This is a genomic window from Candidatus Accumulibacter sp. ACC007 (assembly GCF_907163205.1).
In the GTDB taxonomy this organism is placed as follows: domain Bacteria; phylum Pseudomonadota; class Gammaproteobacteria; order Burkholderiales; family Rhodocyclaceae; genus Accumulibacter; species Accumulibacter regalis.
Map to the genome: position 1 here is coordinate 56783 of NZ_CAJQUD010000010.1, position 26016 is coordinate 82798.

The following is a 26016-nucleotide window of genomic DNA, read 5'->3' on the forward strand; positions in this document are numbered from 1 at the left end:
TGATGATGTATCATCTACCCATCAAAACATCTGGTAATGCTTAGATGCGCACAACCCTGGAGATTGAAGATGACGTGCTGGTCGCCGCCAAGGAAATGGCGCGTCGTGAGCACCTGACGGCCGGGCAGGTCATTTCCCGCCTTGCCCGCCTGGCCTTGACGGCGCGGGTTGATCAGCAGCGGTCTGCGCAGACAGTGGCTGGATTCAGGCCGTTGCCTGCAAGGGGCGTGTTGGTCAGCAATGACCAAGTCAACGCCCTTCGCGAGCACGAGGGCGTTTGATGGTCGCGCTGCTGGATGTCAACGTGCTTATTGCCTTGCTGGATGCCGACCACATGCACCACTCGGTCGCAACGGATTGGCTGAGTGAGCACCTGGATGCGGGGTGGGCGTCGTGCCCACTTACCCAGAATGGGTGCATCCGTATCCTGTCACAAGCCGCGTACCCCAACCGTGCGCCCGCGGCAGAGGTGGCGGCGCGCTTGGCACACGGCAATCAGAGGGAGGCTCTGGACTGCCGTGTCGCTTCGCTCCTCGCAGTGCCGGTGTTTCGGCGAAGTCGTCATTGCGAACGTAGTGAAGCGAGCCAAGAGGGGCGGGCGGCGCTCCGCAAATGGGGCTGCTGAACTTCCCCGACCTTGTGCTGCTTGCGGTAACTTTCTTTGCCCCGCTATTAGTAAATCTGAGGATTATTCATGAAAACAATCGACATTGTCGCCGGTGCGCGCCCCAATTTCATGAAGATCGCGCCGATCATCGGCGCGCTGAAAGCAGCCCAGGCAAGGGGAGGGCTATTGCGTTACCGCCTGATCCACACTGGCCAGCATTATGATAAAGCCATGTCGGGTGGCTTTTTCGAGCAGCTGGGAATCCCTGAACCGGATATCAACCTGGAAGTGGGTTCGGGCACCCAGGCGGAGCAGACCGCCGCGATCATGGTGCGTTACGAGAAAGCCTTGATCGAGCAGCGCAGTGATCTGTGCCTGGTGGTTGGCGATGTCACGTCGACCATGGCCTGTTCGATTGTCGCCCGTAAACTTGGCATGGCTGTCGCGCACGTGGAAGGCGGCATCCGTTCCGGCGACTGGAGCATGCCGGAGGAGATCAACCGGGTAGTCACCGATTCGATTACCAACTGGTTTTTCACGACCAGCGCGACGGCCAACGAGAACCTGCGCCGCGCCGGGGTTAGCGAAGCGAGCATCTTCTTCGTTGGCAACACGATGATCGACACTTTGCTCAAGCAGATGCCGCGTCTGCAGCCGCCGGGATTCTGGTCCGACCTGGACTTGCAGCCGGGGCAGTATTTTGTGGTCACTTTGCATCGCCCGGCGAATGTCGACGGTGAGCAGCAGTTGCTGCGCTTGTTACAGGCTATTGCCGACGGTACAGGCGGCTTGCCGGTGGTGTTTCCGGTGCATCCGCGCACGGCGAAGAACCTGCGGGAATTGGCCGGTCAGATACCGGGGCTGCACTATGTCGATCCGCAAGGGTATCTGGAATTCAACTACCTGGTGAAGCACGCCAAGGGCGTGATCACGGATTCCGGCGGGATTACCGAGGAAACGACGGTGATGGGCGTGCCCTGCCTGACACTGCGTGACAATACGGAACGCCCGGAGACGGTCACCGTGGGGACGAATGAATTGATCGGCACCGACCCGGCCAAGCTTGGCCCGGCGCTGGCGCGTCTGATGGCGGGTGATTGGAAAAAGGGCGCGGTGCCGGAAAAGTGGGATGGGCGAGCGGCTGAGCGTATCGTGGCGGCGCTGCAGCGGTTGCTGGGCTGAGTCCATTGGCGGCCAGACGGGGGCAGGGTGCGAGGTGGGTCTGATCCGGCAGGAAAACCGCGGCAGCCCCTACATCGGTGATTCGCTTGATGAGCTGCAGACGCTCGCGGTTGCGCTCTGCGACAACGTCGCCGGGCGAGCAGCAATGTGCGAGAAGCCAGGAACTGCGGTTTCGCAGATTGTTCCGGCTTTGTCGGCAAGATCGTAGCTGGTATGGCCGCGCGACTGCGCCTCTTTTGGTGGCGCCTCGCGGCCTTCCTGCTGTGTTTCTTCTCACTCGGAACAATTCTCTCGCTGCGCGCAGGCGCCGCAGAATCGACTGAACTGGTGGTAGTGCTCGGCAAGAAGGCGGAAAAAACGCCTGCTGCCGATGCAGGATGGCGACGTGCCGGCGACTTGGGCCGATACGGCGCTGCTTGAGGACTGGGCAGGCTTTGCACCCGCTACACCGATGGAGGAAGGGGTGAAGCGCTTTGTGGCCTGGTACCGCGATTACTACAAGGTTTGACTTGCGCTGTTCTTCCGGGAAAATCTCACGGTTTTTGGCACGTCATTGCGAGGAGGCGCAGCCGACGCGGCAATCCAGAGGTTTGGCTCTTCGTGTTTTCGATGCGGCCGAAAAGCAGGAACAGGGAATGGAACTGGATTGCCGCGTCGGCTGCGCCTCCTCGCAATGACGGTGGGTGCGGGATGGGTGCCGTTCTTCCGGGAAAATCTCACGGGCGCCTGTCGATTATGGTGAGAGAATCTTGCCTTGTTTGACGCTCGCAGGGGCGGTCTCACGCTTCAGATTTTCGGCCTGTCATTGCGAGGAGGCGTAGCAGACGTGGCAATCCAGAGGTTTGGCTCTTTGCATGGTCGAGGCGGTGGGGAAGTAGTAAGAGGATGGAGCTGGATTGCCGCGTCGCTTCGCTCCTCGCAATGACGGTGTGGGTCGGTGACGGCGTGGTGCGGTGACGTGGTCGGTGTGGGCGGTGGATGCCGAGTTTGGCGCCGAGGGCGAGTGGAAGGAATTCCGCGCGCCGGATTGCGCGGCGCTTTTCGACGGGCGCAATCTATCTGGCATCGCGGTTATGATTGCCTCCGGTCACTCGTCTTCGCTACGGCAACGCGCTTAACCTCTTTGCTCCCGGCTCCGCTTGCTAGGCTTCACCGGATTGTCGCGCTGATGGGCGTTTGGATAAGTGAGTCATGCGGCAGCTGTGGTGTGCTGATGATGTATCGTCGACACATCAAAACATCGGGTAATGCTTGGATGCGCACAACCCTGGACATTGAAGATGACGTGCTGGTCGCCGCCAAGGAAATTGCACGTCGTGAGCACCTGACGGTCGGGCAGGTCATTTCCCGCCTTGCACGGCTGGCCTTGACGGCGCGGGTTGATCAGCAGCCGTCCGCGCAGACAGTGGCTGGCTTCAGGCCGTTGCCTGCAAGGGGCGTGTTGGTGAGCAATGGCCAGGTCAATGCCCTTCGCGAGCACGAGGGCGTTTGATGTGGTCGCGCTGCTGGGTGTCAACGTGCTTGTTGGATAGGCCGCACGTCATTGCGAGGAGGCGAAGCCGACGCGGCAATCCAGAGGCCTGGCTTTTCGCCTTATCGGTGCGGCGGCTGCAAGTAGTCAGACGGTGGAACTGGATTGCCGCGTCGCTGCGCTCCTCGCAATGACGGCGCAGGTTGGTACTGCGCTCCTCGCAATGACGGTGTGGGTTGGACTTGTAGGGGGAAACGCGAGGGGCAGGAAGCTTGGGCTCCAGATCGGCCGCACGTCACTGCGAGGAGGCGAAGCCGACGCGGCAATCCAGAGGTCTGGTTTTTCGCCTTATCGGTGCGGCGGCTGCAAGTAGTCAGATGGTGGAACTGGATTGCCGCGTCGCTGCGCTCCTCGCAATGACGGTGTGGGTTGGTGCTCCGCTCCTCGCAATGACGGTGTGGGTTGGTGCTGCGCTCCTCGCAATGACGGCGCAGCTTGGACTTGTCGGGGGAAACGCGAGGGGCAGGAAGGCTGGGCTCCAGATAGGCCGCACGTCATTGCGAGGAGGCGAAGCCGACGCGGCAATCCAGAGGCCTGGCTTTTCGCCTTATCGGTGCGGCGGCTGCAAGTAGTCAGATGGTGGAACTGGATTGCCGCGTCGCTGCGCTCCTCGCAATGACGGCGCAGGTTGGTACTGCGCTCCTCGCAATGACGGCGTGGGTTGGTACTGCGCTCCTGGCAATGACGGTGTGGGTTGGTACTGCGCTCCTCGCAATGACGGCGCAGCTTGGACTTGTCGGGGGAAGCGCGAGGGGCAGGAAGCTTGGGCTCCAGATAGGCCGCACGTCATTGCGAGGAGGCGAAGCCGACGCGGCAATCCAGAGGTCTGGCTTTTGCCTTATCGGTGCGGCGGCTGCAAGTAGTCAGATGGTGGAACTGGATTGCCGCGTCGCTGCGCTCCTCGCAATGACGGTGTGGGTTGGTACTGCGCTCCTGGCAATGACGGTGTGGGTTGGTACTGCGCTCCTCGCAATGACGGTGTGGGTTGGTACTGCGCTCCTCGCAATGACGATGGGCGGGGGTGGTTGCCGAAAGTCTCATCACGAGTGCAGCCCTACGCCAGGGGGCTGACGAGAATCGCTTCTCAGGCCGAGTGCAATTCCTCCCGGATCACCCTGCGCAGCGTCTCTTCGATGGTCTTTTTCTGCATCGCCTCGCGCAACGCGGCGTTGATGAGGGTTTGGTATCCGCGTGCACCGGCCTGTTGCTTGAACCAGGCGACGACATCCGGATCGAGCGTGATGTTGATCTTCTGCTTTTTCGTTGGCACTGACTGCAGGCCCACCCGGTGCACTGCCTGCTCAAAATCGTCAGATGACCAGACGGGTGCTTCGTCGAGGTCGTCACAGACTGGTGAAGTCGTATTCTCGTTCATGGCGTTCCGCTTTTCGCATCGAAATGACGTGGATTGTGTCTTCGGCCTCGGTGTGCGCAATGAGCACCACCTCAACCCCCAGCAAACCAACCGTGGAAAACCGCGCTTCACCGTAGGAGAAGCGCGTATCCGGGCGCGTCAGGGTATGTCCTGCAAATACCCGGGACGTTTCGGCGAAATCAAGCCCATGCTTTTTCAAGTTGGCCTGCCGCTTGGCGTCGTTCCAAGTGAAGTTCATGCCGCAGTATAGACGATTGTCTTTCTGGCAAGGTTCAGGCAAGCCCTTGCGTTGCAGCCTGTCGCACGCACGGATGTGGCCCCGTTCCTCGTGTTCTTTCCACCCGTCAAACGGGTCACGGTCCTGGGCGTCCTGTCGCCGCTCCGATCCACCGTCATTGCGAGGAGGCGAAGCCGACGCGGCAATCCAGAGGTTTTGCTTTTTGCGTTGTCACTAGGTCAATGCGCCGGGAAATAGTGAGCGGGTGGAACTGGATTGCCGCGTCGGCTGCGCCTCCTCGCAATGACGTGCGGTGGGGTGTGGCGCCGCATTCGCGTTCCCCATTCACCATTCCTGACGAGCTTTTCAGCAGGCCTGACAGCGGAGCGAAACCGACGCGGTCGCCGGAATTTATAGGTTCCCTGCTGCGCACAACACGACACTTGATCGGCGCGCCGGAAGTCGAGAATTCGTCTTCATCGCTGTTGAGCCTCTTGGCGCTGTAACAACCAGTCAGCCGCCAGGTGAAGCTGGATTTCGGGCGGAGGCATGCCACTTTTTGGCGCGTTGAGCGTGATGATCTGCAACGTGGCCTCGGGCCAGGTAGCGGCCGCATCCTGGAGTGCACGTACCTCTCGTGCCAGAGTGTCCGGGCTGTCGAGATCGGCGCAGACTTGAAGTAGTGCTTCCCTGCCGGTCAGGCTGCGCGCGTGGAAGTCGACCTCGAAACCGGCGTGGGTGCGCACGTAGTTCACCTGGTTGCCGCGGCGTTGTAGTTCGTGCAGCACTGCGGTTTCGAGCGCGTCGCCTACGTTGGTGTTGCCTGATCGAGAAAAGAGCGCCATCAGCCCGGTATCCACCGGGTACACTTTCCGGGGATTGACTTGCCGACGACGTTCGGAGTCGGAGGCGAGGTCAAGGCTGCTCAACAGAAAGGCGTCTTCGAGGTGCGCAAGGTAGGCGTGGAGGGTGTCCTTGCCTATCGCGACCCCGCGCGACTTGAGATCGGCGTGGAACTTGTTGATGCTGAAAGCGCCGGCGGCGTTGCCGAGCAGTTGCCTGACCAGCCAGTGCAAGACCTGCGGCTGGCTGAGGTTGTGCCGTTCGAGTACGTCGCGCAGGAGTACCACATCAACATAGGTCCGCAAGAGCTCGATGCGGTTGCGGCTATCGAGTCCCTGGACTTCAGGAAAACCGCCGTGGGCCAGGTAGTCCAGCAGGTCTCTGGCGAGTTGTGAACGCTCGGCTTTGGTGAAGCGTTCGCTTGGCTTTTCGGGTTCTCGGCCCGCGTGACGCAGCATTTCGCGAAAGCTGAATGGAGAAACCACTGCTTCCATGGCTCGGCCGCGCATGCTGGTGGCCACTTCACGCGAGAGCATGCGCGCGGACGATCCAGAGACGAACAGGTCGATGTTTTCGCTATCCAGCAGTCGTCTGGCAAACAGTTCCCAACCCGGGACGATCTGAATTTCATCGAGGAAGAAGGTGGCTCGGCGGGCGTCGCGCCAGGCCGGGTTGAGTTGGTAGAATATTTCGACCAGCAGGTCGAGGTCTTGCACCCGCAGGTCGCCGAGACGCTCATCTTCAAAGCTGAAATAGAGCAAGCCCTCGCGTGATGTGCCATGCGCGTGACGATCGGCGAGAAGTTGCCAAAGCAGACTGGTCTTGCCGGCCCGGCGCATACCGATAACTGCCGTGGCCTTGCCATTGACGGTTGGCAACCAGATATCACGACGCGTGAGCCCTGGCAGCGGCAGAGCCTGAGAATCGACGATCTTCTGCTGAATTGTTGTGCGAAGTAAGCTTTCCATAGAGGACAAGCGTAGCAGAAGTTGTCCTTTTTAAACATACAACCTCTCTCGGCTCAATGGGCCGCACTCGCCGCAGGTATGTTTGGGGTCGTCATCGCGAATCGGGCTCCTACGAGAGGCGCCCAGCCGGTGAGCAAGTTCTGCGCCTCTCGCGGAACCTCGCCGGGTAGGGTCGTCTGGTACTTGCCGGAGATTTGGCGACGGCCAAATTGGGTTCCTGGTACCGAGTGGGTTGCTACACGGCTTCCTGGTGAGCATTGCTGTGAGGCTCAGGCGGCCACTGCTTCAGGGAGCCGTACGTCCACTATGATTTCAGAATAGGGGGCGAAGATTTGTCCTTCGACGTCTTTTTCCACTGCCAGCCATTCGGTCAGCTTTACCACGTCGCTATGGACATTTTTGTAGTTGCGACCCAGCCGTCGAGCGAGTTCGGCGATGGTCATGCTGCCCCCCTGACGCAGCGAGGCGAGCAATTCCCAGCGTTTCGGGGTGAACACGGCGAGCATTTGGCCTGTGCTCTCGAAGCCCACTGCAAAGTAGGGCGGCGTGTCTTCTCCACGTTCCAGAGCACCCATCACGGCGGCTGCACGGTCCAGGCTGTCTTCCACACGTTGCCCCACCCTGATATTCAGAATCCTTTCATTCATCGTCGATTCCTTTCACGGCCGCCCAGAAGTCGGCCATCAGTTGCTGCGGGCTGGTGAACTGGTAGGGTGTCTCACCGTCGGCAATGTGTTGATGGTCGCCCTTCCCCCGCTCGTTGTCGAAGCCAACGATCCGTTCGCCTTCGACGACATAGACCAGCCGATACTTCCATGGATGTTCGGATGGCGGTACTGGCTCCGGCACGCGCCAGATCACGATTTCGACGATGCCCCGACCGTAAACGTCTTTCGTTCTGAAGGGTTCGACAGCCTTCATATGGCTAATTACACCATAGTCTCCTTGTGGCGCAAAGCACGGGTTCGCGTGGGCTTGTTATCCGTCCGGCGACTTAACTTTGCAGGTGCTTCCGCGGTTTTAGCGGGCCCTCATGGAGTCAGGTTGAAGGGGCGCAGCGGCAACCGTTCGTAGCGATAACGGTGTGCGGGCCGCCGGTACTACTCGCCGCTTTGGGACGTCAGCATTCTGACCAGATCATCCGAAAGCCACAGCCCCGCGTGGCGTAGCTTCTTGATGCCCTCGGCAACCGACGGGAGCAAACCGTGCCGTTTGGCCAACAGCAGAATGCCACCAGTGCCAAGGATGGGGATACTCAGGGTCTTGGCGCAGCGGCGAGCCTCAGAGTCGTCTATGATCGCTCGCACAGGTGGATTCGCCAGGGCGTAACTCAATACCGCACTTTCACCCGCGCCAAGGTTCCACGCTTCGACGCGAGCCGAAACCGCTACGTGTTCGCGAATGGGCCACGGCTGCGCGCTGAGTTCGCGTGCCGCCTTATCGTCCCACCCGTCGACAACGACTTCCGTCCATACGGCTTCAGGCACGATGATTTGCGCAAACAGGCCTGGTAGGAGATTGGCCTGCGCGCTCCGGAAGAGTGTGATCAGCGGCGACGCATTGACGACGACCGCATCAATCCCCATCGTCGAGTTCCTCGGCCAGCTCGTCAGCGGTGTATTGAAAGGGGCTGACCCGGTAGCGCGACAAGGCGTCGATGAAGGCGGCCCGCGTCAATCCGGCGATTTCGGCAGCGCGTCCCTGCGATACTCGCCCGAGCTCATACCATTTCACCGCCGCCGCGATACGCATTTCCTGGCCGAACTCGTCGGGCGCCTGATGTAAAGCCGCGAAAGCCGATTCAGGAATTTGCAGGGTCAGTTGCGTCATGGTGCTTACCTCCGGATATCGATGATACGTGAGTTCTGATGCGCTGATTGTCGGTGTCGGTGTCGGTGTCGGTGGCGGACAAGGCGCCCTATCGCCCGATGAATCGGGCTCCTACAGGGTGGCGTGATTTGTAACCGCGGAAGGAGCTGGTGATGCGACTTACGGATTTGTCTTTGTTGGTGTCAGCGGCGTTCGCAGAGCTGAGCGAACAGGCTACAGGGTGGCCTGGTTCGGGACGGTTTGCGTAGGAGCGCGATTTATCGGGCGATGGCTGCTGGCAGGCCAGCATGGCGTGCACTTACCGGTCCGGTGCTTGCGGATTGCAGAACCGTTTGTCCAACGTCATGCAGCGTCAGCCGTCCAGTCTTCAACCCTGAGCCCATCGACCTGAGCAAAAGCCCGGTCATTCGTTACCAGCACCGCTTCCGCACAACGAGCGTGCGAGGCAATCAGAAGGTCGAGTGGCCCAAGGGGCTTGCCCTGCCGCTCCATGGCCGCACGGGTGGCTCCGTAACGCTGCGCGACTTCGCCATCCCAGGGCAGCACATCGACGCGCCGCAGGAACTCCCCCACCGCGGTATGCAAGCGTTTCGCCTCAGGCCGTCGCGCCAGTCCGAACAGCAACTCGGCTTTGGTTATCGACGAGATGCAAACAGCCGCCATCGGCACGGCCAGCACACGCCGGACAACAGCCGGGTGCTCCCTGATTAGGTGGCTCACCGTATTGGTATCCAGCATGTACCGGGTCACTCTTTCCACCCGTCAAACGGGTCACGGTCCTGGGCGTTCTGTCGACGCTCCTCGGCGGCCAGAAAGTCTGCCGGCACCTGAGCCTCCTTGAGGGCCGCAAAGAAGCCCTCCCACGTTGCCGGCTTGCGCGAAAGGATGACGTCGCCCGTCTGCGGGTCGCGCCGGATATAGACCTCGGGGCTATCGAAACGGTATTCGGCAGGCAGGCGAACCGCCTGGCTGCGGCCATTCTTGAACAGCTTGGCGATATGTGACATGGGGCCTCTCTCCTGTGATGTATCAAGATATATACCGTTAAGGGGCCTATATCAAGAGCCATTACCTGCCGGCATTGCGCAAGCTCCTACAGTTGCAGCTCAGCCGGCGAGCAGGTTCGGCGATGGTCATGGTGCCCCCGACGCAGCGCTGCGAGCAATTGCCCGCGTTTCGGGGGAAACGCGGCGGGCATCGGGCTTGCATTCTCGACAGGCACCGCGAAGCAGGGCGGAGGCTCTTCTCCACGTGCCCGTGCATTGCTGGATTCTTGATGAGACTTTCAGCGACCCTGACAGCAGCGTGAAAGCGCAGGGTGGCTGGAGTTCGCCCGGCCCATGCCGCTGCCCGCGTCGCCAAATCCGGGCAAGCATTCCCCACCCACCGTCATTGCGAGGAGGCGCAGCCGACGCGGCAATCCAGAGGTTCTGTTTTTCGCTCGGCTGATGTCGCGCACCGGTAGTCAGAGCATGGAACTGGATTGCCGCGTCGGCTGCGCCTCCTCGCAATGACGGGCAGGCTGCTGTGGCGCACCGGTAGTCAGAGCATGGAACTGGATTGCCACGTCGGCTACGCCTCCTCGCAATGACGGGCAGGCTGCTGTGGCGCTGTATTTCCGACAAGACTTCCAGGACGCCGGACAGCCGCTTGAAACCATGTCGCCGCTTGTCTTCTGCACGTCTTTTCATGCTGACGTTCGAGGCTCGCTCATCCATGGTCGATTCCTTTCACGGCCGCCCACAAGCGGGCCATCAGTTGCTGCGGGCTGGTGCAATGGGAGGCTGTCTTGAACCCCGTCGCCGCGGTAGAATCGCGCCTCTATTCTTCGTGATCACCCCATGAAAATCCTGGTTACCGGTGCCGCCGGCTTCATCGGCATGAGCACCGCACTGCGCCTGCTGGCGCGCGGCGACGAAGTCGTCGGGCTCGACAATCTCAACGACTACTACGAGGTTTCGCTGAAGGAAGACCGCTTGCGGCGGCTCACCTCGCTGCCGGGCTTTCGCTTTGCGAAGCTTGATGTCGCCGATCGGCCGGGCATCGAGCGGCTGTTTGCGGAGGAGGGATTCGAGCGCGTGATTCATCTCGCTGCGCAGGCGGGCGTGCGCTATTCGCTGAAGAACCCGCACGCCTACGTCGATAGCAATGTGGTCGGTTTCGTGAATATCCTCGAAGGCTGCCGCCACAACCGGGTGCAGCACCTGGTCTATGCCTCGAGTTCGAGCGTCTACGGTGGCAACACCCGCATGCCGTTCTCCGAGCACGACAGTGTCGACCACCCGGTGAGTCTCTACGCGGCGACCAAGAAGGCCAACGAGCTGATGGCGCACACCTATAGCCACCTTTACGGCTTGCCGACCACCGGCCTGCGCTTCTTCACGGTGTATGGGCCGTGGGGCCGGCCGGACATGGCGCTGTTTCTGTTTACCCGGGCGATCCTCGAAGGTCGGCCGATCGACGTTTTCAACAACGGCGAGATGCAGCGCGACTTCACCTACGTGGACGACATCGTCGAAGGCGTGATCCGGGTGACGGATCGCTGCGCCACGGCCAATGCCGCGTATCTGCCGGACGAGGCCGACCCGGCGACGAGCAACGTGCCTTACCGGGTATTCAACATCGGCAATCACCAGCCGGTGCCGCTGCTCGATTTCATCGGTGCGATCGAGGACGCGATTGGCAGGAAGGCGGAAAAGCGCCTGCTGCCGATGCAGGACGGCGACGTGCCGGCGACCTATGCCGATACGGAATTGCTGGAGGGCTGGATTGGCTTCGCGCCTGCCACGCCGGTGGCGGAAGGGGTGAAGCGCTTCGTTGCCTGGTACCGGGACTACTACAAGGTGTGACCTGCGCTGTTCTTGCGGGAAATTCGCACAGGTGGCGGTCGATGGTGGTGGGAGAATCTTGCTTGTTCCCGTGGTCGATGCGGCGGAAGAGGAGTCAGAGGGTGGAACTGGATTGCCGCGTCGGCTGCGCCTCCTCGCAATGACGGGGTAGGTGCGGGGCGGGTGCGGGATGGTGCCGGGAATGGTGGCGAGAGCGGCGGCGAGGGCGGCGGTGTGGGAGGTGCGAAGTCTGGTGCTGCAGTTTCCCTACGGTTTTAGGCGGCTTTCCGGTTGGCCGAACGTTTTGTCGCGGAGGCGGTGCTACACCAGCCCATACGTCATTGCGAGGAGGCGTAGCCGACGTGGCAATCCAGAGGTTTTGGTTTTCGCTGGAGTGGTGTGGCGGAAGAGTAGTCAGAGGGTGGAACTGGATTGCCGCGTCGGCTACGCCTCCTCGCAATGACGGGGTGGGTGCGGGGTAGGTGCGGGATGGTGCGGGTAGGTGCGGGTAGGTGCGGGATCGGTGCCAGGCTTCACGGGCGCCGAAGGTCTCATCGGGTATGCAGCCACTAAACTTGTGCCCGAACTGTTGCGGTCGTGCTACGCCGTGGCCCGGATCGTCTCGGCGGCATTGATCGGTTGGTTTTGCTGTTCGTCTTGCGAGGTCGTTTGAAGTGAAAATTACTGTCATTGGTACCGGCTACGTCGGTCTGGTATCTGGAACCTGTCTGGCCGACGTGGGCAACGACGTGCTCTGTCTCGACGTCGATGCGGAAAAGATCCGCATTCTCAAGGAAGGCGGAATTCCGATCTTCGAACCCGGTCTGGATGCGATGGTCAAGGCGAACGTCGACGCCGGCCGACTGCGATTCACCACCGATGTCGAGGAAGCCGTTGCGCACGGCCTGCTGCAGTTCATCGCCGTCGGCACGCCACCGGACGAGGATGGCTCGGCCGACCTGCAGTACGTGGTGGCGGCGGCGCGCAACGTGGGCCGTTTCATGACCGGGTACAAGGTCGTCGTTGATAAATCGACGGTGCCGGTGGGTACCGCCGACAAGGTGCAGGCGGCGCTTGCCGAGGAACTCGCTGCGCGCGGGGAAAGCATCGACTACAGCGTCGTCTCCAACCCCGAGTTCCTCAAGGAAGGCGCGGCGCTGGCCGACTTCATGAAGCCCGATCGCATCGTCGTCGGAACCGAGGACCCGCGCGCGATCGACGTGATGCGCGAACTCTATGCGCCTTTCCAGCGCAATCACGAGCGCCTGCTGGTGATGGACGTGCGCAGCGCCGAGCTGACCAAGTACGCCGCCAACGCGATGCTGGCGACGCGGATCAGCTTCATGAACGAGCTGGCCAACCTCAGCGAACGGCTGGGCGCGGATATCGAACTGGTGCGCAAGGGCATTGGTTCCGACCCGCGCATCGGTTTCGACTTTCTCTACCCCGGTGCCGGTTACGGCGGCTCGTGTTTTCCGAAAGACGTGCAGGCGCTGATTCGCACCGCGCACGCCGCCGGGCACGACCTCAAGGTGCTGCAGGCGGTCGAGGACGCCAACGACGCGCAGAAGAGCGTGCTTACGCAAAAGATCGTCAAGCGCCTCGGCGAAGACCTCTCGGGCAAGACCATCGCCCTCTGGGGGCTGGCGTTCAAGCCCAACACCGACGACATGCGCGAGGCGCCGAGCCGGGTGCTGATCGCCGACCTGCTGGCGCGTGGCGCTCGCGTGCGCGCCTACGACCCGGTGGCCAGCCATGAAGCACAGCGGATTTTTGCCGGCGAAACGCGCATCGACTTTGTCGACAAGCCGATGCTCGCCGTGCAGGGTGCCGACGTGCTGGCGATCGTCACCGAGTGGAAGGAGTTCCGCGCGCCGGATTTCCCGGCCATCAAGGCACTGCTCAAGACGCCGGCGATCTTTGACGGCCGCAATCTCTACGACCCGGCGGTTCCGCGCCGGGCCGGGCTGGAGTACTTTGCGATCGGGCGCCTGTAGGGGGAAACGCGAGGGGCGCGGTTGCGGCTCCAGATAACCCGCGCGTCATTGCGGGGGGCGAAGCCGAGCCGGTAGCCGACCCCTCGCGCGCCGTTGCGGGGAACGCTGCCATTGTGGTCTCCAGATAGCCCGCACGTCATTGCGAGGAGGCGAAGCCGACGCGGCAATCCAGAAAACCCGCACGTCATTGCGGGGAGGAGTCGAAGCCGCCATCGCCATCCAGATAGCCCGCACGTCATTGCGAGGAGGCGAAGCCGACGCGGCAATCCAGTTCCACCGTCTGGCTATTTTGCGACCGCCGCACCGATAAGGCGAAAAGCCAGACCTCTGGATTGCCGCGTCGCTGCGCTCCTCGCAATGACGGTGTGGGGGGATGGTCTGCTCGTCGTTGTCGTCGACGCGCTTGTGGCTCGAAGCCTTACTCACGGAAGGTCCGGCGGATGTTCGCCGACGCATGGGGCTGAACCGTGGTGATCGGCAACCCGTGGGTCATGACGCGGTAAAGTTGCCGACGGCACAATCCGGTCAACCCGCACGTCATTGCGAGGAGGAGCGGCCGACGTGGCAATCCAGAGGTTTGGCTTTTCGTCTTTTCTTTGTGCCGGAAATGCAGTGAGACGGTGGCACTGGATTGCCGCGTCGCTGTGCTCCTCGCAATGACGGCTGGGTACCAGGATTACCGTGTCGGCTGCGCCTCTTCGCAACGCGCCAGAGAAAGGCAACAGGGGTCTGGCGCCTCTGGCAGTTCCTGGTGTCGCTTTGTCGCCCGATGAATCGGGCTCCTCACCGATCGGGGTGAGCTGTGTGGCGGCGCTGATCTGTAGTGTTCAATCGTCGTTCGGTTGGTGAAAAGGGAACGCCAGTTGCCGGACCTTGCGCCATGTAGGTCGGCGCGCCAGAAGTCCACGCTGAGTTACTATACGTTACGATGGATTGTGTAGTAATTCACTCACGGAGCTGGCGCTGCGATGGCGCGATTCTCGGATCTTTCTCTAACCGCCCAGACAGCCTATGCGGAACTGGCCGAGCAAGCGCATGTCGTGGAACTCCATGCCGCGCTGGCGGGGTTCCCCGGTGCTTTCCACAAGCGCACGATCAAAGGCCGGGAATACTGGTACTTTGGCTATCGGGATTTCGATGGCAAGGGTCGCATGGCATACGTGGGGCCGGACAGTGATCGTGTCCGTGCCCTGGTAGGGCGCTTCGCGGAAGGCAAAAACCACAGGCCGCTGCTGCCTTTGACCGGTGCCGCGGTGGCGCTGGGCTGCGAGGTGGTGGCTGCGAAGCACTTCCGAATCATCAAGCGCTTGGCGGAGTATGGTTTTTTCCGAGCCGGTGGCTTGCTGATCGGTACCCATGCCTTTGTCGCCATGGGCAACCTGCTGGGTGTTCGCTGGCAATCGGGTCAGCGTACCCAGGACGTGGATTTCGCACATGCGGGCAAGAACGTGTCGGTGGCGCTGCCGGCGAACTTGCACTTGAGTGTCCATGACGCCTTGACCGCACTGGAGATGGGCTTGCTGCCGATCAGCCAGTTCGATGGCGGTGCCGGTGCTCAATATCGGAACCCGCTCGATCCCGAATTGCGTCTGGATTTTGTGACTTCTGCCCATCGTAGGGGGAAGGCGCCGGTTGTCCTGCCAGAGCTCGGTCTGGTACTGGAGCCTCTGAAGTTCATGGAGTTCTCGTTGCAGGGCTCCACCCAGGGGTGTGTTCTGGGGCGCGAGGGAGCGTGCATGGTCAATCTGCCTGATCCGGCGCGCTACGCGGTTCACAAGCTGCTTGTCTATGGGGAGCGTCCGGTCAGGGAGCGGACGAAAGCGGGCAAGGATCTGCTTCAGGCTGCCTGTCTGATGTCCTTCTTCGCCGAGCATGGACCGGTGGAAGCTTTCAATGAGGCATGGCGAGACGCGCTTTCGCGCGGACGTGGCTGGCAGAGGCGGGCGTTGCAGGGCAAGGCAGCCTTGCTGTCACTGGCGCCAGATCTCGATGATCAGAGTTTCTGGCTCGAAGCCTGACGCACGGAAGGTCCGGCGGATGTTCGCCGACGCATGGGGTGGACGGTGGTGATCGGCGACCCGTGCGTCATGACGCGGTAAATTGGCCGACGGTGCGATTCAGGTAGCCCGCCCGTCATTGCGAGGTAACGTGGCCGACGGCGCAATCCGGTCAACCCGCACGTCATTGCGAGGAGGCGCAGCCGACGTGGCAATCCAGGGGTTTGGCTTTTCGCTTTTATTGATGCGCTCGAAAAGCAGCGAGACGGTGGAACTGGATTGCCGCGTCGCTGCGCTCCTCGCAATGACGGTGTGTTTGTCGGGGCGTCTTGCGGGTGGCGATTCGCTATCTTTTGTGGGGAGACAGGGTTTCTGATGATCAGGCAGCCAGCCGTTTACATTTTGGCCAGTCGACGCAACGGGACGCTGTACAGCGGCGTGACGTCGAATCTCGTGAAGCGGGTCTGGGAGCACAGGAACGATCTGGTTGATGGTTTTTCGCGCCGATATGCAGCGCACCTGCTGGTGTTCTACGAGCTGCATGACTCGATGGAGCTGGCCATTGCACGCGAGAAACAGATCAAGGCCGGGTCGCGGCTCAAGAAGTTGCAGTTGATCGAGGCGATGAACCCGGGGTGGGAGGATCTTTATGGGGGCATTGTGTGAGCGGAAACCCGTGCGTCATGACGCGGTGAAGTGGCCGACGGCGCGATCCAGGTAGCCTCCACGTCATTGCGAGGTAAAGTGGCCGACCGCGCAATTCAGTCAACCGGCACGTCATTGCGAGGAGGCGTAGCCGACGTGGCAATCCAGGGATTTGGCTTTTCGCTTTTTCGCTACGCCTGAAAAGCAGCGAGACGGTGGAACTGGATTGCCGCGTCGCTACGCTCTTCGCAATGACGGGGTGGGGGCGATGGGCTGTTCGTCGTTTTCCACGACGCATTTTGGCGCGACGCCTGACGCACCGACAGTCCGGCGGATGTTTGGCGACGCATGGGGCTGGACGGTGGTGATCGGCTACGCGTGCGTCATGACGAGCTCGCGTAGCCGACGGCGCGATACCGTCAACCCGCGCGTCATGACGAGGTAAATCAGCCAGCGGCGCGATTCAGTCAACCCGCACGTCATTGCGAGGAGGCGCAGCCGACGTGGCAATCCAGGGGTTTGGCTTTTCGTTTTTTCGCTGCGCAGGAAAGGCAGTGAGAGGATGGAACTGGATTGCCGCGTCGGCTGCGCCTCCTCGCAATGACGGCGTGGTGGGGGGGGCTGTTGGTCGTTGTTCACGAGGCGTCTGCGGCGCGAAGGCTGACGCACGGAAAGTCCGGCGGATGTTTGGCGACGCATGGGCTGGACCATGGTGATCGGCTACGCGTGCGTCATGACGAGCTCGCGTAGCCGACGGCCCGATCCAGTCAGCCGGAGCGCCATTGCGAGGAAAAGTAGCCGACGGCGCACTCCAGTCAACCCGCACGTCATTGCGAGGAGGCGCAGCCGACGTGGCAATCCAGGGGTTTGGCTTTTCGTTTTTTCGCTGTGCCGGAAAGGCAGTGAGAGGGTGGAACTGGATTGCCGCGTCGGCTGCGCCTCCTCGCAATGACGGCGTGGTGGGGGGGGCTGTTGGTCGTTGTTCACGAGGCGTCTGCGGCGCGAAGGCTGACGCACGGAAAGTCCGGCGGATGTTTGGCGACGCATGGGGCTGGACGGTGGTGATCGGCTACGCGTGCGTCATGACGAGCTCGCGTAGCCGACGGCGCGATCCAGTCAGCCGGAGCGCCATTGCGAGGAAAAGTAGCCGACGGCGCACTCCAGTCAACCCGCACGTCATTGCGAGGAGGCGCAGCCGACGTGGCAATCCAGGGGTTTGGCTTTTCGTTTTTTCGCTGTGCCGGAAAGGCAGTGAGAGGGTGGAACTGGATTGCCGCGTCGGCTGCGCCTCCTCGCAATGACGGCGTGGTGGGGGGGGCTGTTGGTCGTTGTTCACGAGGCGTCTGCGGCGCGAAGGCTGACGCACGGAAAGTCCGGCGGATGTTTGGCGACGCATGGGGCTGGACGGTGGTGATCGGCTACGCGTGCGTCATGACGATCTCGCGTAGCCGACGGCGCGATCCAGTCAGCCGGAGCGCCATTGCGAGGAAAAGTAGCCGACGGCGCACTCCAGTCAACCCGCACGTCATTGCGAGGAGGCGCAGCCGACGTGGCAATCCAGGGGTTTGGCTTTTCGTTTTTTCGCTGTGCCGGAAAGGCAGTGAGAGGGTGGAACTGGATTGCCGCGTCGGCTGCGCCTCCTCGCTATCACGGTGTGAGGGCGTGGTCTGTTTGTCGTTGTTCATGACGTGCTTGCGGGCCGCTGCATGCCAGCGGCGCGACATGATTTCTATCAAGCTCCCGATCAGCAGGCGCGGCCGTCGGACGTGCGCGAGAAGCCGAAATTGCCGCCGCTGCTTGGCTGGATGCAGATGGTGATCCCCAGCGAGCGGGCCGAGCGGGCGACGGCGGGCGGGAAGGCGGCGAAGGGGATGGCGCGTTCGACGACCGACTTGATGAAGGCGATCTCGTCCTGCTGATCGCCGGCGTTGAGAACCTTGAAGGTTTTCAGGCTGCCGTCGGGATTGATCCGAAAGTGCACGGCGGCCAGGCGCACGCCCTTGCTGCGCGGGTCGTTGCGGACAAAGGCGGCGCTGCGATTGAGTCGCTTGACGAGGCTGTCGAGGTAGAAGTCGAGGCTGAAGGGATCGGGTGGCGGCATGTTGGGCAGGAGCTCGACGGTCGCCGTGCCCTCTTCGTCCTGGCGAGCCTGCTGTTGGCCCTGGCCGCGCGCCATGGCCAGCGAGCGCTGCGCCAGGCTGGGCTTGGCCGGCGCCGTGGCCTGCGTTTCCAGGTCGTCGAGAAAATGCTTCATTTCCATCTTCTCGCCGGTGAACCAGCGCTTGGTGTCGGGGACCGCCGGTGCCGCGGCTTCCGGAATGGCGATGACCTGCGGCTGGGGCGGTGGCTGTGGCTTGCTCGGCTTGACCGGCGCAGGTTTCTTGACCGCCGCTTTGGCCGGTGCGCGCTTCGCCGGGGGCGGAGCAGGGGGAGCAGGCCGCGTGGCTGGAGTGGGTGGTTTGGCCGGAGTCGCCGGGCGGGGCGGCCGCGGCGGGCTCGCTTGCGCGATGGCCGGCGCGGCGCGTGACAGGGTGGCTTCGAAGCGCGCTGTGCTCTGCGCCGGTGGCGTTTCTTTCTCGGGAAGGAAAAGCGCCACGGCGTGCACGAGCAGCGACGCGGCGACGGCCCAGGCCAGCGAGCGTCGGTGCGAGAGCGGGTGCGGAAGGGGGGTGAGGCAGGGATCGATCGGAACTCTTCCTGGGGCGGGCGGCCTGGCGTCGTGGATGGCGGATGTTCGCCAGGCGGGTGATTCGGCAGGTCCCCACCACCGCGAAAGTCGTCGCGGCCCCGGCGTCGTGCGGCCTGGAATGGCTGCATGGTTTGCCGCGAAGTGTACATCACGCGGGTCCGTCCGCCGGTCGCAAGTCAGATCTTCGAGCAGCGTATGGCCTTGCTGGTGGTGTGCGTTTCCATCGTGGTGCACGCCGCCGCGAAACGCCCCGCTTTGGTGCGGTGCTCCTGTCGAAAGGCGGGCGTGCGGCTGCGGCTGGCCGTCAATCCCTCCTTATAGCCTCCTCTTCCCGGTCGGTTCAGTTCCTGGCACGCGGATTGCTTAGTGCCTCTTGCTGGAAGAAATTTTTCTGATTGGCCACTTTCCCAACTTCGAGGAGCAAACAAATGCTACGTCGCAATTTCGTCAAAACCGTTTCCGCCGTTGCCGTTAGCGCGGCCCTGGGCCTGGCCTCGTTCAACGCGCTGGCCGCCGAGACGATCAAGGTCGGTGTCCTGCATTCCCTCTCGGGGACGATGGCGATTTCCGAGACGGCGCTCAAGGAAACCGTGCTCATGGCCATCGCCGAGATCAACGCCAAGGGCGGCGTGCTCGGCAAGCAGCTGGAGCCGGTGGTCGTCGATCCGGCGTCCAACTGGCCGCTGTTCGCCGAGAAGGCGCGGCAGCTGCTCAGCCAGGACAAGGTGGCGGTGACTTTCGGCTGCTGGACCTCGGTGTCGCGCAAGTCGGTGCTGCCGGTGTACAAGGAACTCAACGGCCTGCTCTTCTACCCGGTGCAGTACGAAGGCGAGGAACTCGAGTACAACGTCTTCTACACCGGTGCGGCGCCAAACCAGCAGGCGATCCCGGCGGTCGAGTACCTGATGAGCAAGGATGGTGGTTCGGCGAAGCGTTTCGTCCTGCTCGGCACCGACTACGTCTATCCGCGCACGACCAACAAGATCCTGCGTGCCTTCCTGAAGTCCAAGGGTGTCGCCGACGCCGACATCATGGAGGAGTACACGCCTTTCGGGCATAGCGACTACCAGACGATCATCGCCAAGATCAAGAAGTTCTCCAGCGAAGGCAAGCGCACGGCGGTGATCTCGACGATCAACGGCGACTCGAACGTTCCCTTCTACAAGGAACTCGGCAACGCCGGCATCAAGGCCACCGAGGTGCCGGTGGTCGCCTTTTCGGTCGGCGAGGAAGAGCTGCGCGGCGTCGATACCAAGCCACTGGTCGGCCATCTGGCGGCGTGGAACTACTTCATGACCCTGAAGAATCCGGTGAACGACGGCTTCACCAAGGCCTACCGCGCCTGGGCGGTCAAGCAGGGCCTGCCGAACGCCGACAAGGCGGTGACCAACGACCCGATGGAGGCGACCTATATCGGCGTCTATATGTGGAAGCAGGCGGTCGAGAAGGCCAAGTCGACCGACGTCGACAAGGTCATCGCGGCGATGGCCGGGCAGACCTTCAAGGCGCCGTCCGGGTTCACCATCAAGATGGACGAGAAGAACCACCACCTGCACAAGCCGGTGTTCATCGGCGAGATCCGTGCCGACGGGCAGTTCGACGTCGTCTGGAAGACGCCTGGTCCGGTCAAGGCGGCACCGTGGAGCCCGTACATCCCGGGCAACGACAAGAAGAAGGGCGAGCCGGAAGGCAAATAAGCAAGCAAGCGTCGTTCGTTGAATGAATGGCTGACGGCACGGGCGGCGCGTTGCCGCCGTCCGTGCCTGATCCTGGAGAAAGCATGCGTACTATTCGATTACTCGTTGCGGGCTGGCTGTTGAGCATGGCGTGCGCGCACGCGGCGATCGACCCGGCGCTGCTCGGCCCGCTGGCGTCCGACGGCAACGACGCCAAGATCGTCGCCATCACGGCGCTGGTCGATGGCGCGCAAAGTGAGGCGCTGCCGGTGCTCAAGGCCATGGTCAAGGGCTCGCTGGCGCTGGCCGGCGAACGCGTGGTGATCGTCGACGGCGAGCGGGTGATCGACGCGGCGACCAATACCGAGCTTACCCCGGCGCCGGAAGTAACCGGGTCGATCGGCATCAACAACCGCCTGCGCCGTGAACTTTCGTCGACGCTCGCCGCGCTGCGTCTTTTTTCCAGCGACCGCGAAATCCGCTGGGAGGCAGCGCAGGAACTGGCGTCGGGTGCCGACGCCGAGATGCTGCCCTTGCTGGAAAAGGCGCTGGCTTCCGAAGCCGATCCCGAGATCAAGGCGCGTCTGCAGATGGCGTACGCGCAGGGCAGCGTCGGTTCAAGCGACGCTGTCGTTCGCCTGTCGGCCGTTCGCCTGCTCGGCGAAAGCGGCGATCCCAATGTTCTTCAGCTGCTCGGGCCGCTGACCGAAAAGCGCGGCGACAGCTGGGCCGAACCGGACAGTGCCGTACGTGCGGCTGCCGGTACGTCGATCCGGGCGATCGAGAAACGCCTGGCGTTTGCCGAGAACGTCGGGCGCGCCTTCACCGGCGTCTCGCTGGCGTCGATCCTGTTGCTGGCGGCTCTCGGCCTGGCGATCACCTACGGCGTCATGGGGGTGATCAACATGGCGCACGGCGAGCTGCTGATGGTCGGCGCCTACTCGGCGTGGGCGATGCAGAGCGTCTTCCAGGCCTATTTCCCGAACTTGCTCGACTGGTACCTGCTGGCGGCGATCCCGGCCGGTTTCCTCGCCGCGGCGCTGGTCGGCGTGCTCATGGAGCGCGTCGTCATCCGCCACCTCTACGGGCGTCCGCTGGAAACGCTCCTCGCCACCTGGGGGATCTCGCTGTTCCTGATCCAGGTTGCGCGCACCGTTTTCGGCGCGCAGAACGTCGAGGTCGCCAACCCGGTGTGGATGGCCGGTGGCATTGAAGTGCTGCCCAATCTGTTGTTGCCGTGGAACCGGATCATCATCATCGGCTTTTCGGTTGCCGTGCTGGCCGCCATGTGGTCGATCCTCAACCTCTCGCGCATGGGAATGTTCGTCCGCGCGGTGACCCAGAATCGGCCGATGGCCGGCTGCGTCGGCGTGCCGACGGGGCGCATCGACACCATGGCCTTCGCGCTTGGCGCCGGCATCGCCGGACTTGGCGGCGTGGCGCTGTCGCAGATCGCCAACGTCGGCCCGGACATGGGGCAGGGCTATATCGTCGATTCGTTCATGGTCGTCGTCCTCGGCGGCGTCGGGCAGCTTGCCGGCGCGGTCTGGGCTGCGCTCGGCCTCGGCGTGATGACCAAGTTCCTCGAAGGCTGGACCGGTGCGGTGGTCGCCAAGATCGTCGTCCTGGTGATCATCATCATCTTCATCCAGAAGCGTCCGCAGGGGCTGTTCGCCCTCAAGGGCCGTTTCGTCGAATCGTGACGTTTAATCGTGACATTGACTCGTGACATCGTGACCGGAGCGTCCATGACTTCCTCGCCTGCCCGCACGCCCTTCATCGTCCGCCTCGGGCGCAGCTTCGACGCGCGCAGCTGGCTGCTGATCGGGCTGTTCGCCGCCTTCGCGCTGGTGGCCGTTCCGGTCATGCACCTGCTGCTGCCGCCCGCGAATCCGCTGCACCTGTCGACCTACTTCATCACCCTGACCGGCAAGATCCTCTGCTATGCGATCGTCGCCGTGGCCATGGACCTGATCTGGGGTTACGGCGGCATCCTCTCGCTCGGCCACGGCCTTTTCTTCGCCCTCGGCGGCTACACCTTCGGCATGTACCTGATGCGCGAAATCGGTCGTGACGGCAGCTACCAGAGCGACCTGCCCGATTTCATGGTCTTCCTCGACTGGAAGGAGCTGCCCTGGTTCTGGACCGGCAGCGATCATTTCCTGTGGGCTGTTCTGATGGTGCTGATCGTGCCGGCGCTGATCGCCTTCATCTTTGGCTACTTCGCGTTTCGCTCGCGGATCAAGGGCGTCTACTTCTCGATCATCACGCAGGCGCTGACCTACGCGGCGATGCTCCTCTTCTTCCGCAACGAGACCGGTTTCGGCGGCAACAATGGCTTCACCGATTTCAAGCGCATCCTCGGCTATTCGATCACCGCCCCGGAAACCCGCGTCGTGCTCTTCGCGCTCTCGGCGCTGGCGCTGATCGGCACCCTGTTGCTGGCGCGCTTCCTGGTCACTTCGAAGTTCGGGCGCATCCTGACGGCGATCCGCGACGCCGAGTCGCGGGTCATGTTCATCGGCTACAACCCGCTGTGGTACAAGCTTTTTGTATGGACCCTGTCGGCCATGCTCTGTGCCATTGCCGGTGCGCTCTACGTGCCGCAGGTGGGGATCATCAACCCCTCCGAAATGGCGGTGGCCAACTCGATCGAAATCGCCATCTGGGTGGCCGTCGGCGGGCGCGGAACGCTGATCGGCGCGGTCATCGGCGCCTTCCTCGTCAATCTCGCCAAGAGCTGGTTCACGGTCAGCTTCCCCGAGTACTGGCTGTTCTTCCTCGGTACGCTGTTCATCGTGTCCACGCTGTGGCTGCCGCAGGGCGTCGTCGGGCTCTACCGGCGGCTGCGCGCCGGGCAGAGCAGCGCGCAGGGCACGGCGAACGATGTCCGGCGCGAGCGCGAGGAAGAGTCCGGGAAAGAGGCGGGGAAAGAGGCCGGAAAATACCGTGCGCCCGCGGCGACGCCGTTACCGGCAGCGAAAGGAGCAGGCGCATGAACACCGCCGACCTGCTGGTCACCGACAACCCCGACTGGGGCAGCGGTACCGCCGAACTCGGGCATATGTTCAAGCCGGGTGAACTCGACCTGTCGCACAAGGTCGTCCTCTATCTCGACGAGATCACGGTCAGCTTCGACGGCTTCCGCGCACTGAACAAGCTCTCCCTGACCATCGACGCCGGCGAGCTGCGCTGCATCATCGGGCCGAACGGCGCCGGCAAGACGACGATGATGGACGTCATCACCGGCAAGACGCGGCCTGACGAAGGCAAGGCCTTTTTCGGCCAGACGCTCGATCTGACGCGGCTTTCCGAACCCGAGATCGCGCATCTCGGCATCGGCCGGAAATTCCAGAAGCCGACCATTTTCGAGAACCATACGGTGTTCGAGAATCTCGAGCTGGCGATGAAGACCGACAAGCGCGTCTGGCGCAGCCTGCTGGCGCTGCTCGATTCCGCGGCCGGCGACCGCATTGCCGAGACGCTGCAGACGATTCGCCTCATTGCCCACGCCGATCGCCTGGCCGGCCTGCTCTCGCATGGCCAGAAGCAATGGCTGGAGATCGGCATGCTGCTGATGCAGGAGCCGAAGCTGCTGCTCCTCGACGAACCGGTTGCCGGCATGACCGACGAGGAAACCGCACGCACCGGCGAGCTCTTCCTGACCCTGGCCGGCAAGCATTCGCTGGTCGTCGTCGAACACGACATGGCTTTCGTCAAGCAGCTCGGCGGCAAGGTCACGGTGCTGCACGAAGGCAGCGTTCTCGCCGAAGGCGCGCTCGAAGATGTGCAGGCCGACGCGCGGGTCATCGAAGTCTACCTGGGGCGCTGAGAACATGCTCGACGTAAGGAATCTCAACCAGTTCTACGGCGGCAGCCACATCCTGCGCGACCTCAGTTTCAGCGCCGAGGCCGGCAAGGTGACGGCGGTTCTCGGCCGCAATGGCGTCGGCAAGTCGACCCTGCTCAAGTCGCTGATGGGAATGGTGCCGACGAAAGGCGGCAGCATCGAGTTTGCCGGCCGTGACCTGACCCGCAGCGCGTCGCACCAGCGGGTCAAGGCGGGCATCGGTTACGTGCCGCAGGGGCGCGAGATCTTCCCGCGCCTGACGGTGCACGAGAACCTGCTCATGGGGCTGGCCAGTTGTCCGGGCAGTACGCCGATTCCCGAGCGCATCTTCGAGATGTTCCCGGTGTTGCGCCAGATGCTGCGCCGCCGCGGCGGCGACCTTTCCGGCGGCCAGCAGCAGCAGCTGGCCATCGGCCGCGCGCTGGCCATGGGCCCCAGGCTGCTGATCCTCGACGAGCCGACCGAAGGCATCCAGCCGTCGATCATCAAGGACATCGAGCGCGCCATCCGGGCGCTTGCGCAAAGCGGCGAAATGGCCATCCTGCTCGTCGAACAGTACTATGATTTCGCGCGTTCGCTGGCCGATCAGTATCTGGTCATGGAACGTGGCGAAATCATCATGCGCGGACGAGGCGAAGACATGGAAAAAGACGGGGTTCTCGCAGCCCTCGCCGTTTGATCGCGGCGCAGGGCGAGGAGGGGTGGCGCGATGAAGCTGCGCGCGAAGGTCTGGAGAGGCGCGATGAAGCTCCGCGCCCTAGCCGCCAGGCGCTCGAGGAGGCGGCACGCCCGGGCTGGCAGGCGCGGTTGGCGCTGGGCGTCGAACGCCGCGGCGGGACCAGCGTGCTGGTGCAGCGTGAGCATTTCGGACCCTTGCGCGTGCAGAAGGCGCTCTACCCGGAAGGCCCGGACGTCTGCCACGCGATCGTGCTGCACCCGCCAGGCGGCATCGCCGGTGGCGACAGCCTGGAGATTTCGCTCAGCGTCGGAGCCGGTGCGCGCGTGCTGGTGACGACGCCGGGCGCCGGCAAGTGGTATCGTTCGGGCGGTCGGCAGGCGCGCCAGTCGCTGAGCGTGCGCGTTGGCGAGGGTGGCGTCGTTGAGTATCTGCCGCAGGAGACGATCGTCTTCGACGGCGCTGAAGCGCAGATGCAGACGCAGGTCGAGCTGGCTGCCGGGGCGCTGTTCTGCGGCTGGGAGATTCTCTGCCTGGGAAGAACCGCGTCCGGCGAGCGCTTCAGCCGCGGCCGGCTGGACCTGGCGACGCGCATCGAAAGGCAGGGACGGCCGCTGTGGCTGGAACGCGGCCGGCTGCTCGGTGGCTCGGCGTGGCTGGACGCTGGCGCGGGTCTCGCCGGTCGGCCGGTGAGTGCGACGCTGCTGCTCGCCGGCAGGCCGGTCGATCCCGACTGGCTGGCAGCCTGCCGTGCGCTCCCGGTGGCCGATGGCCTGCTGACCGGGGTGACCGCGCTGCCCGAGCTGCTCGTTGCCCGCTGCCTGGCTCCGGGCGCCGAGGCGGCACGGGAATGGTTGAGCGAGGTATGGCAGCAGTTGCGCCCGCTGGCGCTCGGCAAGCCGGCCGTGCCGCCGCGTATCTGGAGTACCTGACCGCCGGCCTGACGGACGGCCTGCGTAGGCAGGGTCGTGTTGCACGCAGGATGGAACATAGGAATGCCCACGACGGGAATGCGCACGACGACGTGGTTGCAAGCGGCTGTCCGGCTTGCTGGAAGCCTCGTCGAAAATGCGCCGCCACAGACGCCCGTCCGTCATTGCGAGGA

Annotated in this window: 23 protein-coding genes and 1 pseudogene; 14 read left to right on the plus strand and 10 right to left on the minus strand. The window is 63.0% G+C overall.

From position 1 onward, the window contains the following. Positions 1-44: 44 nt before the first annotated feature. The 4 genes and pseudogenes from QZ634_RS19450 (at position 45) to QZ634_RS19465 (ending at position 3281) form a co-directional block, all read left to right on the plus strand. Positions 45-281 (plus strand): hypothetical protein, encoded by a 237-nt coding sequence (locus QZ634_RS19450; RefSeq protein ID WP_291991158.1) that lies wholly within the window; start codon positions 45-47, stop codon positions 279-281. 413 nt (positions 282-694) lie between these two features. Next, on the plus strand, positions 695-1789 hold the full coding sequence (gene wecB / locus QZ634_RS19455) for a UDP-N-acetylglucosamine 2-epimerase (non-hydrolyzing) (protein ID WP_291991159.1): 1095 nt from the start codon (positions 695-697) through the stop codon (positions 1787-1789). A gap of 352 nt (positions 1790-2141) precedes the next feature. Beyond that, positions 2142-2297, plus strand: a pseudogene (locus QZ634_RS19460) (protein CapI); the annotation flags it as partial. Positions 2298-3002: 705 nt separating this feature from the next. Continuing rightward, positions 3003-3281, plus strand: a complete 279-nt coding sequence (locus QZ634_RS19465) for a hypothetical protein (RefSeq protein ID WP_291991240.1) — start codon at positions 3003-3005, stop codon at positions 3279-3281. Between the two features lie 1123 nt (positions 3282-4404). Here QZ634_RS19465 and QZ634_RS19470 read toward each other — a convergent pair. The 9 genes from QZ634_RS19470 to vapB form a co-directional block, all read right to left on the minus strand. Next, on the minus strand, positions 4405-4695 hold the full coding sequence (locus tag QZ634_RS19470) for a BrnA antitoxin family protein (protein ID WP_291991160.1): 291 nt from the start codon (positions 4693-4695) through the stop codon (positions 4405-4407). Then, positions 4664-4933 (minus strand): BrnT family toxin, encoded by a 270-nt coding sequence (locus QZ634_RS19475; protein WP_291991161.1) that lies wholly within the window; start codon positions 4931-4933, stop codon positions 4664-4666. The genes QZ634_RS19470 and QZ634_RS19475 overlap by 32 nt, the downstream gene beginning before the upstream one ends. A gap of 455 nt (positions 4934-5388) precedes the next feature. After that, positions 5389-6723 (minus strand): ATP-binding protein, encoded by a 1335-nt coding sequence (locus tag QZ634_RS19480; RefSeq protein WP_291991162.1) that lies wholly within the window; start codon positions 6721-6723, stop codon positions 5389-5391. Between the two features lie 269 nt (positions 6724-6992). Next, positions 6993-7370: a hypothetical protein gene (locus tag QZ634_RS19485; RefSeq protein WP_291991163.1), complete on the minus strand. Its 378-nt coding sequence runs from the start codon at positions 7368-7370 to the stop codon at positions 6993-6995. Beyond that, positions 7363-7644 carry a DUF6516 family protein gene (locus QZ634_RS19490; RefSeq protein ID WP_291991165.1) on the minus strand — a complete coding sequence of 94 codons (282 nt, stop codon included), beginning with the start codon at positions 7642-7644 and terminating at the stop codon, positions 7363-7365. Before QZ634_RS19490 ends, QZ634_RS19485 begins: the two co-directional genes overlap by 8 nt. A 179-nt stretch (positions 7645-7823) precedes the next feature. Beyond that, on the minus strand, positions 7824-8309 hold the full coding sequence (locus QZ634_RS19495; protein ID WP_291991166.1) for a DUF3368 domain-containing protein: 486 nt from the start codon (positions 8307-8309) through the stop codon (positions 7824-7826). Further along, complete coding sequence (locus tag QZ634_RS19500; protein ID WP_291991167.1) at positions 8299-8553, minus strand: UPF0175 family protein; 255 nt, start codon at positions 8551-8553, stop codon at positions 8299-8301. Before QZ634_RS19500 ends, QZ634_RS19495 begins: the two co-directional genes overlap by 11 nt. Positions 8554-8895: 342 nt before the next feature. Beyond that, on the minus strand, positions 8896-9303 hold the full coding sequence (locus tag QZ634_RS19505) for a type II toxin-antitoxin system VapC family toxin (RefSeq protein WP_291991168.1): 408 nt from the start codon (positions 9301-9303) through the stop codon (positions 8896-8898). Next, positions 9300-9560 carry a type II toxin-antitoxin system VapB family antitoxin gene (gene vapB / locus QZ634_RS19510; RefSeq protein ID WP_291991169.1) on the minus strand — a complete coding sequence of 87 codons (261 nt, stop codon included), beginning with the start codon at positions 9558-9560 and terminating at the stop codon, positions 9300-9302. Before vapB ends, QZ634_RS19505 begins: the two co-directional genes overlap by 4 nt. Before the next feature lie 834 nt (positions 9561-10394). On the opposite strand from vapB, the gene QZ634_RS19515 reads away from it, so the two are divergent. The 4 genes from QZ634_RS19515 to QZ634_RS19530 all read left to right on the plus strand — a co-directional run bounded on the left by QZ634_RS19515 (position 10395) and on the right by QZ634_RS19530 (position 16041). Beyond that, on the plus strand, positions 10395-11402 hold the full coding sequence (locus QZ634_RS19515; protein ID WP_291991170.1) for an NAD-dependent epimerase: 1008 nt from the start codon (positions 10395-10397) through the stop codon (positions 11400-11402). Between the two features lie 653 nt (positions 11403-12055). Beyond that, complete coding sequence (locus QZ634_RS19520; RefSeq protein ID WP_291991171.1) at positions 12056-13378, plus strand: UDP-glucose/GDP-mannose dehydrogenase family protein; 1323 nt, start codon at positions 12056-12058, stop codon at positions 13376-13378. 968 nt (positions 13379-14346) lie between these two features. Beyond that, on the plus strand, positions 14347-15396 hold the full coding sequence (locus QZ634_RS19525) for a nucleotidyltransferase domain-containing protein (RefSeq protein ID WP_291991172.1): 1050 nt from the start codon (positions 14347-14349) through the stop codon (positions 15394-15396). 357 nt (positions 15397-15753) lie between these two features. Continuing rightward, positions 15754-16041 (plus strand): GIY-YIG nuclease family protein, encoded by a 288-nt coding sequence (locus QZ634_RS19530; protein WP_291991241.1) that lies wholly within the window; start codon positions 15754-15756, stop codon positions 16039-16041. A gap of 1723 nt (positions 16042-17764) precedes the next feature. Here QZ634_RS19530 and QZ634_RS19535 read toward each other — a convergent pair. Next, positions 17765-18616, minus strand: coding sequence for a hypothetical protein (locus QZ634_RS19535; RefSeq protein WP_291991173.1), 852 nt, complete (start codon positions 18614-18616; stop codon positions 17765-17767). A 521-nt stretch (positions 18617-19137) separates the two neighbouring features. Here QZ634_RS19535 and urtA point away from each other — a divergent pair. The 6 genes from urtA (at position 19138) to QZ634_RS19565 (ending at position 25843) form a co-directional block, all read left to right on the plus strand. Continuing rightward, complete coding sequence (urtA, locus tag QZ634_RS19540) at positions 19138-20406, plus strand: urea ABC transporter substrate-binding protein (RefSeq protein WP_291991174.1); 1269 nt, start codon at positions 19138-19140, stop codon at positions 20404-20406. An 83-nt stretch (positions 20407-20489) separates the two neighbouring features. Then, the gene (gene urtB / locus QZ634_RS19545) at positions 20490-22088 is read left to right on the plus strand and encodes an urea ABC transporter permease subunit UrtB (RefSeq protein WP_291991175.1); all 1599 of its coding nucleotides are present in this window, start codon (positions 20490-20492) and stop codon (positions 22086-22088) included. A gap of 45 nt (positions 22089-22133) precedes the next feature. Next, positions 22134-23384 carry an urea ABC transporter permease subunit UrtC gene (gene urtC / locus QZ634_RS19550; RefSeq protein ID WP_291991176.1) on the plus strand — a complete coding sequence of 417 codons (1251 nt, stop codon included), beginning with the start codon at positions 22134-22136 and terminating at the stop codon, positions 23382-23384. Beyond that, the gene (urtD, locus tag QZ634_RS19555; protein WP_291991177.1) at positions 23381-24217 is read left to right on the plus strand and encodes an urea ABC transporter ATP-binding protein UrtD; all 837 of its coding nucleotides are present in this window, start codon (positions 23381-23383) and stop codon (positions 24215-24217) included. The genes urtC and urtD overlap by 4 nt, the downstream gene beginning before the upstream one ends. Positions 24218-24221: 4 nt before the next feature. Then, entirely contained in the window at positions 24222-24914 is a 693-nt protein-coding gene (urtE, locus tag QZ634_RS19560; protein ID WP_291991178.1) for an urea ABC transporter ATP-binding subunit UrtE, read from the plus strand. After that, a complete protein-coding gene (locus QZ634_RS19565; RefSeq protein ID WP_366145431.1) occupies positions 24911-25843 on the plus strand; it encodes an urease accessory protein UreD in 933 nt (310 codons plus the stop codon). Before urtE ends, QZ634_RS19565 begins: the two co-directional genes overlap by 4 nt. Positions 25844-26016 lie beyond the last annotated feature (173 nt).

Coding starts and splice junctions, on each gene's coding strand:
- QZ634_RS19450 (WP_291991158.1), top strand. CDS start 45: ATGCGCACAACCCTGGAGATTGAAGATGACGTGCTGGTCGCCGCCAAG.
- wecB (WP_291991159.1), top strand. CDS start 695: ATGAAAACAATCGACATTGTCGCCGGTGCGCGCCCCAATTTCATGAAG.
- QZ634_RS19465 (WP_291991240.1), top strand. CDS start 3,003: ATGATGTATCGTCGACACATCAAAACATCGGGTAATGCTTGGATGCGC.
- QZ634_RS19470 (WP_291991160.1), bottom strand. CDS start 4,695: ATGAACGAGAATACGACTTCACCAGTCTGTGACGACCTCGACGAAGCA.
- QZ634_RS19475 (WP_291991161.1), bottom strand. CDS start 4,933: ATGAACTTCACTTGGAACGACGCCAAGCGGCAGGCCAACTTGAAAAAG.
- QZ634_RS19480 (WP_291991162.1), bottom strand. CDS start 6,723: ATGGAAAGCTTACTTCGCACAACAATTCAGCAGAAGATCGTCGATTCT.
- QZ634_RS19485 (WP_291991163.1), bottom strand. CDS start 7,370: ATGAATGAAAGGATTCTGAATATCAGGGTGGGGCAACGTGTGGAAGAC.
- QZ634_RS19490 (WP_291991165.1), bottom strand. CDS start 7,644: ATGAAGGCTGTCGAACCCTTCAGAACGAAAGACGTTTACGGTCGGGGC.
- QZ634_RS19495 (WP_291991166.1), bottom strand. CDS start 8,309: ATGGGGATTGATGCGGTCGTCGTCAATGCGTCGCCGCTGATCACACTC.
- QZ634_RS19500 (WP_291991167.1), bottom strand. CDS start 8,553: ATGACGCAACTGACCCTGCAAATTCCTGAATCGGCTTTCGCGGCTTTA.
- vapB (WP_291991169.1), bottom strand. CDS start 9,560: ATGTCACATATCGCCAAGCTGTTCAAGAATGGCCGCAGCCAGGCGGTT.
- QZ634_RS19515 (WP_291991170.1), top strand. CDS start 10,395: ATGAAAATCCTGGTTACCGGTGCCGCCGGCTTCATCGGCATGAGCACC.
- QZ634_RS19525 (WP_291991172.1), top strand. CDS start 14,347: ATGGCGCGATTCTCGGATCTTTCTCTAACCGCCCAGACAGCCTATGCG.
- urtA (WP_291991174.1), top strand. CDS start 19,138: ATGCTACGTCGCAATTTCGTCAAAACCGTTTCCGCCGTTGCCGTTAGC.
- urtB (WP_291991175.1), top strand. CDS start 20,490: ATGCGTACTATTCGATTACTCGTTGCGGGCTGGCTGTTGAGCATGGCG.
- urtC (WP_291991176.1), top strand. CDS start 22,134: ATGACTTCCTCGCCTGCCCGCACGCCCTTCATCGTCCGCCTCGGGCGC.
- urtD (WP_291991177.1), top strand. CDS start 23,381: ATGAACACCGCCGACCTGCTGGTCACCGACAACCCCGACTGGGGCAGC.
- urtE (WP_291991178.1), top strand. CDS start 24,222: ATGCTCGACGTAAGGAATCTCAACCAGTTCTACGGCGGCAGCCACATC.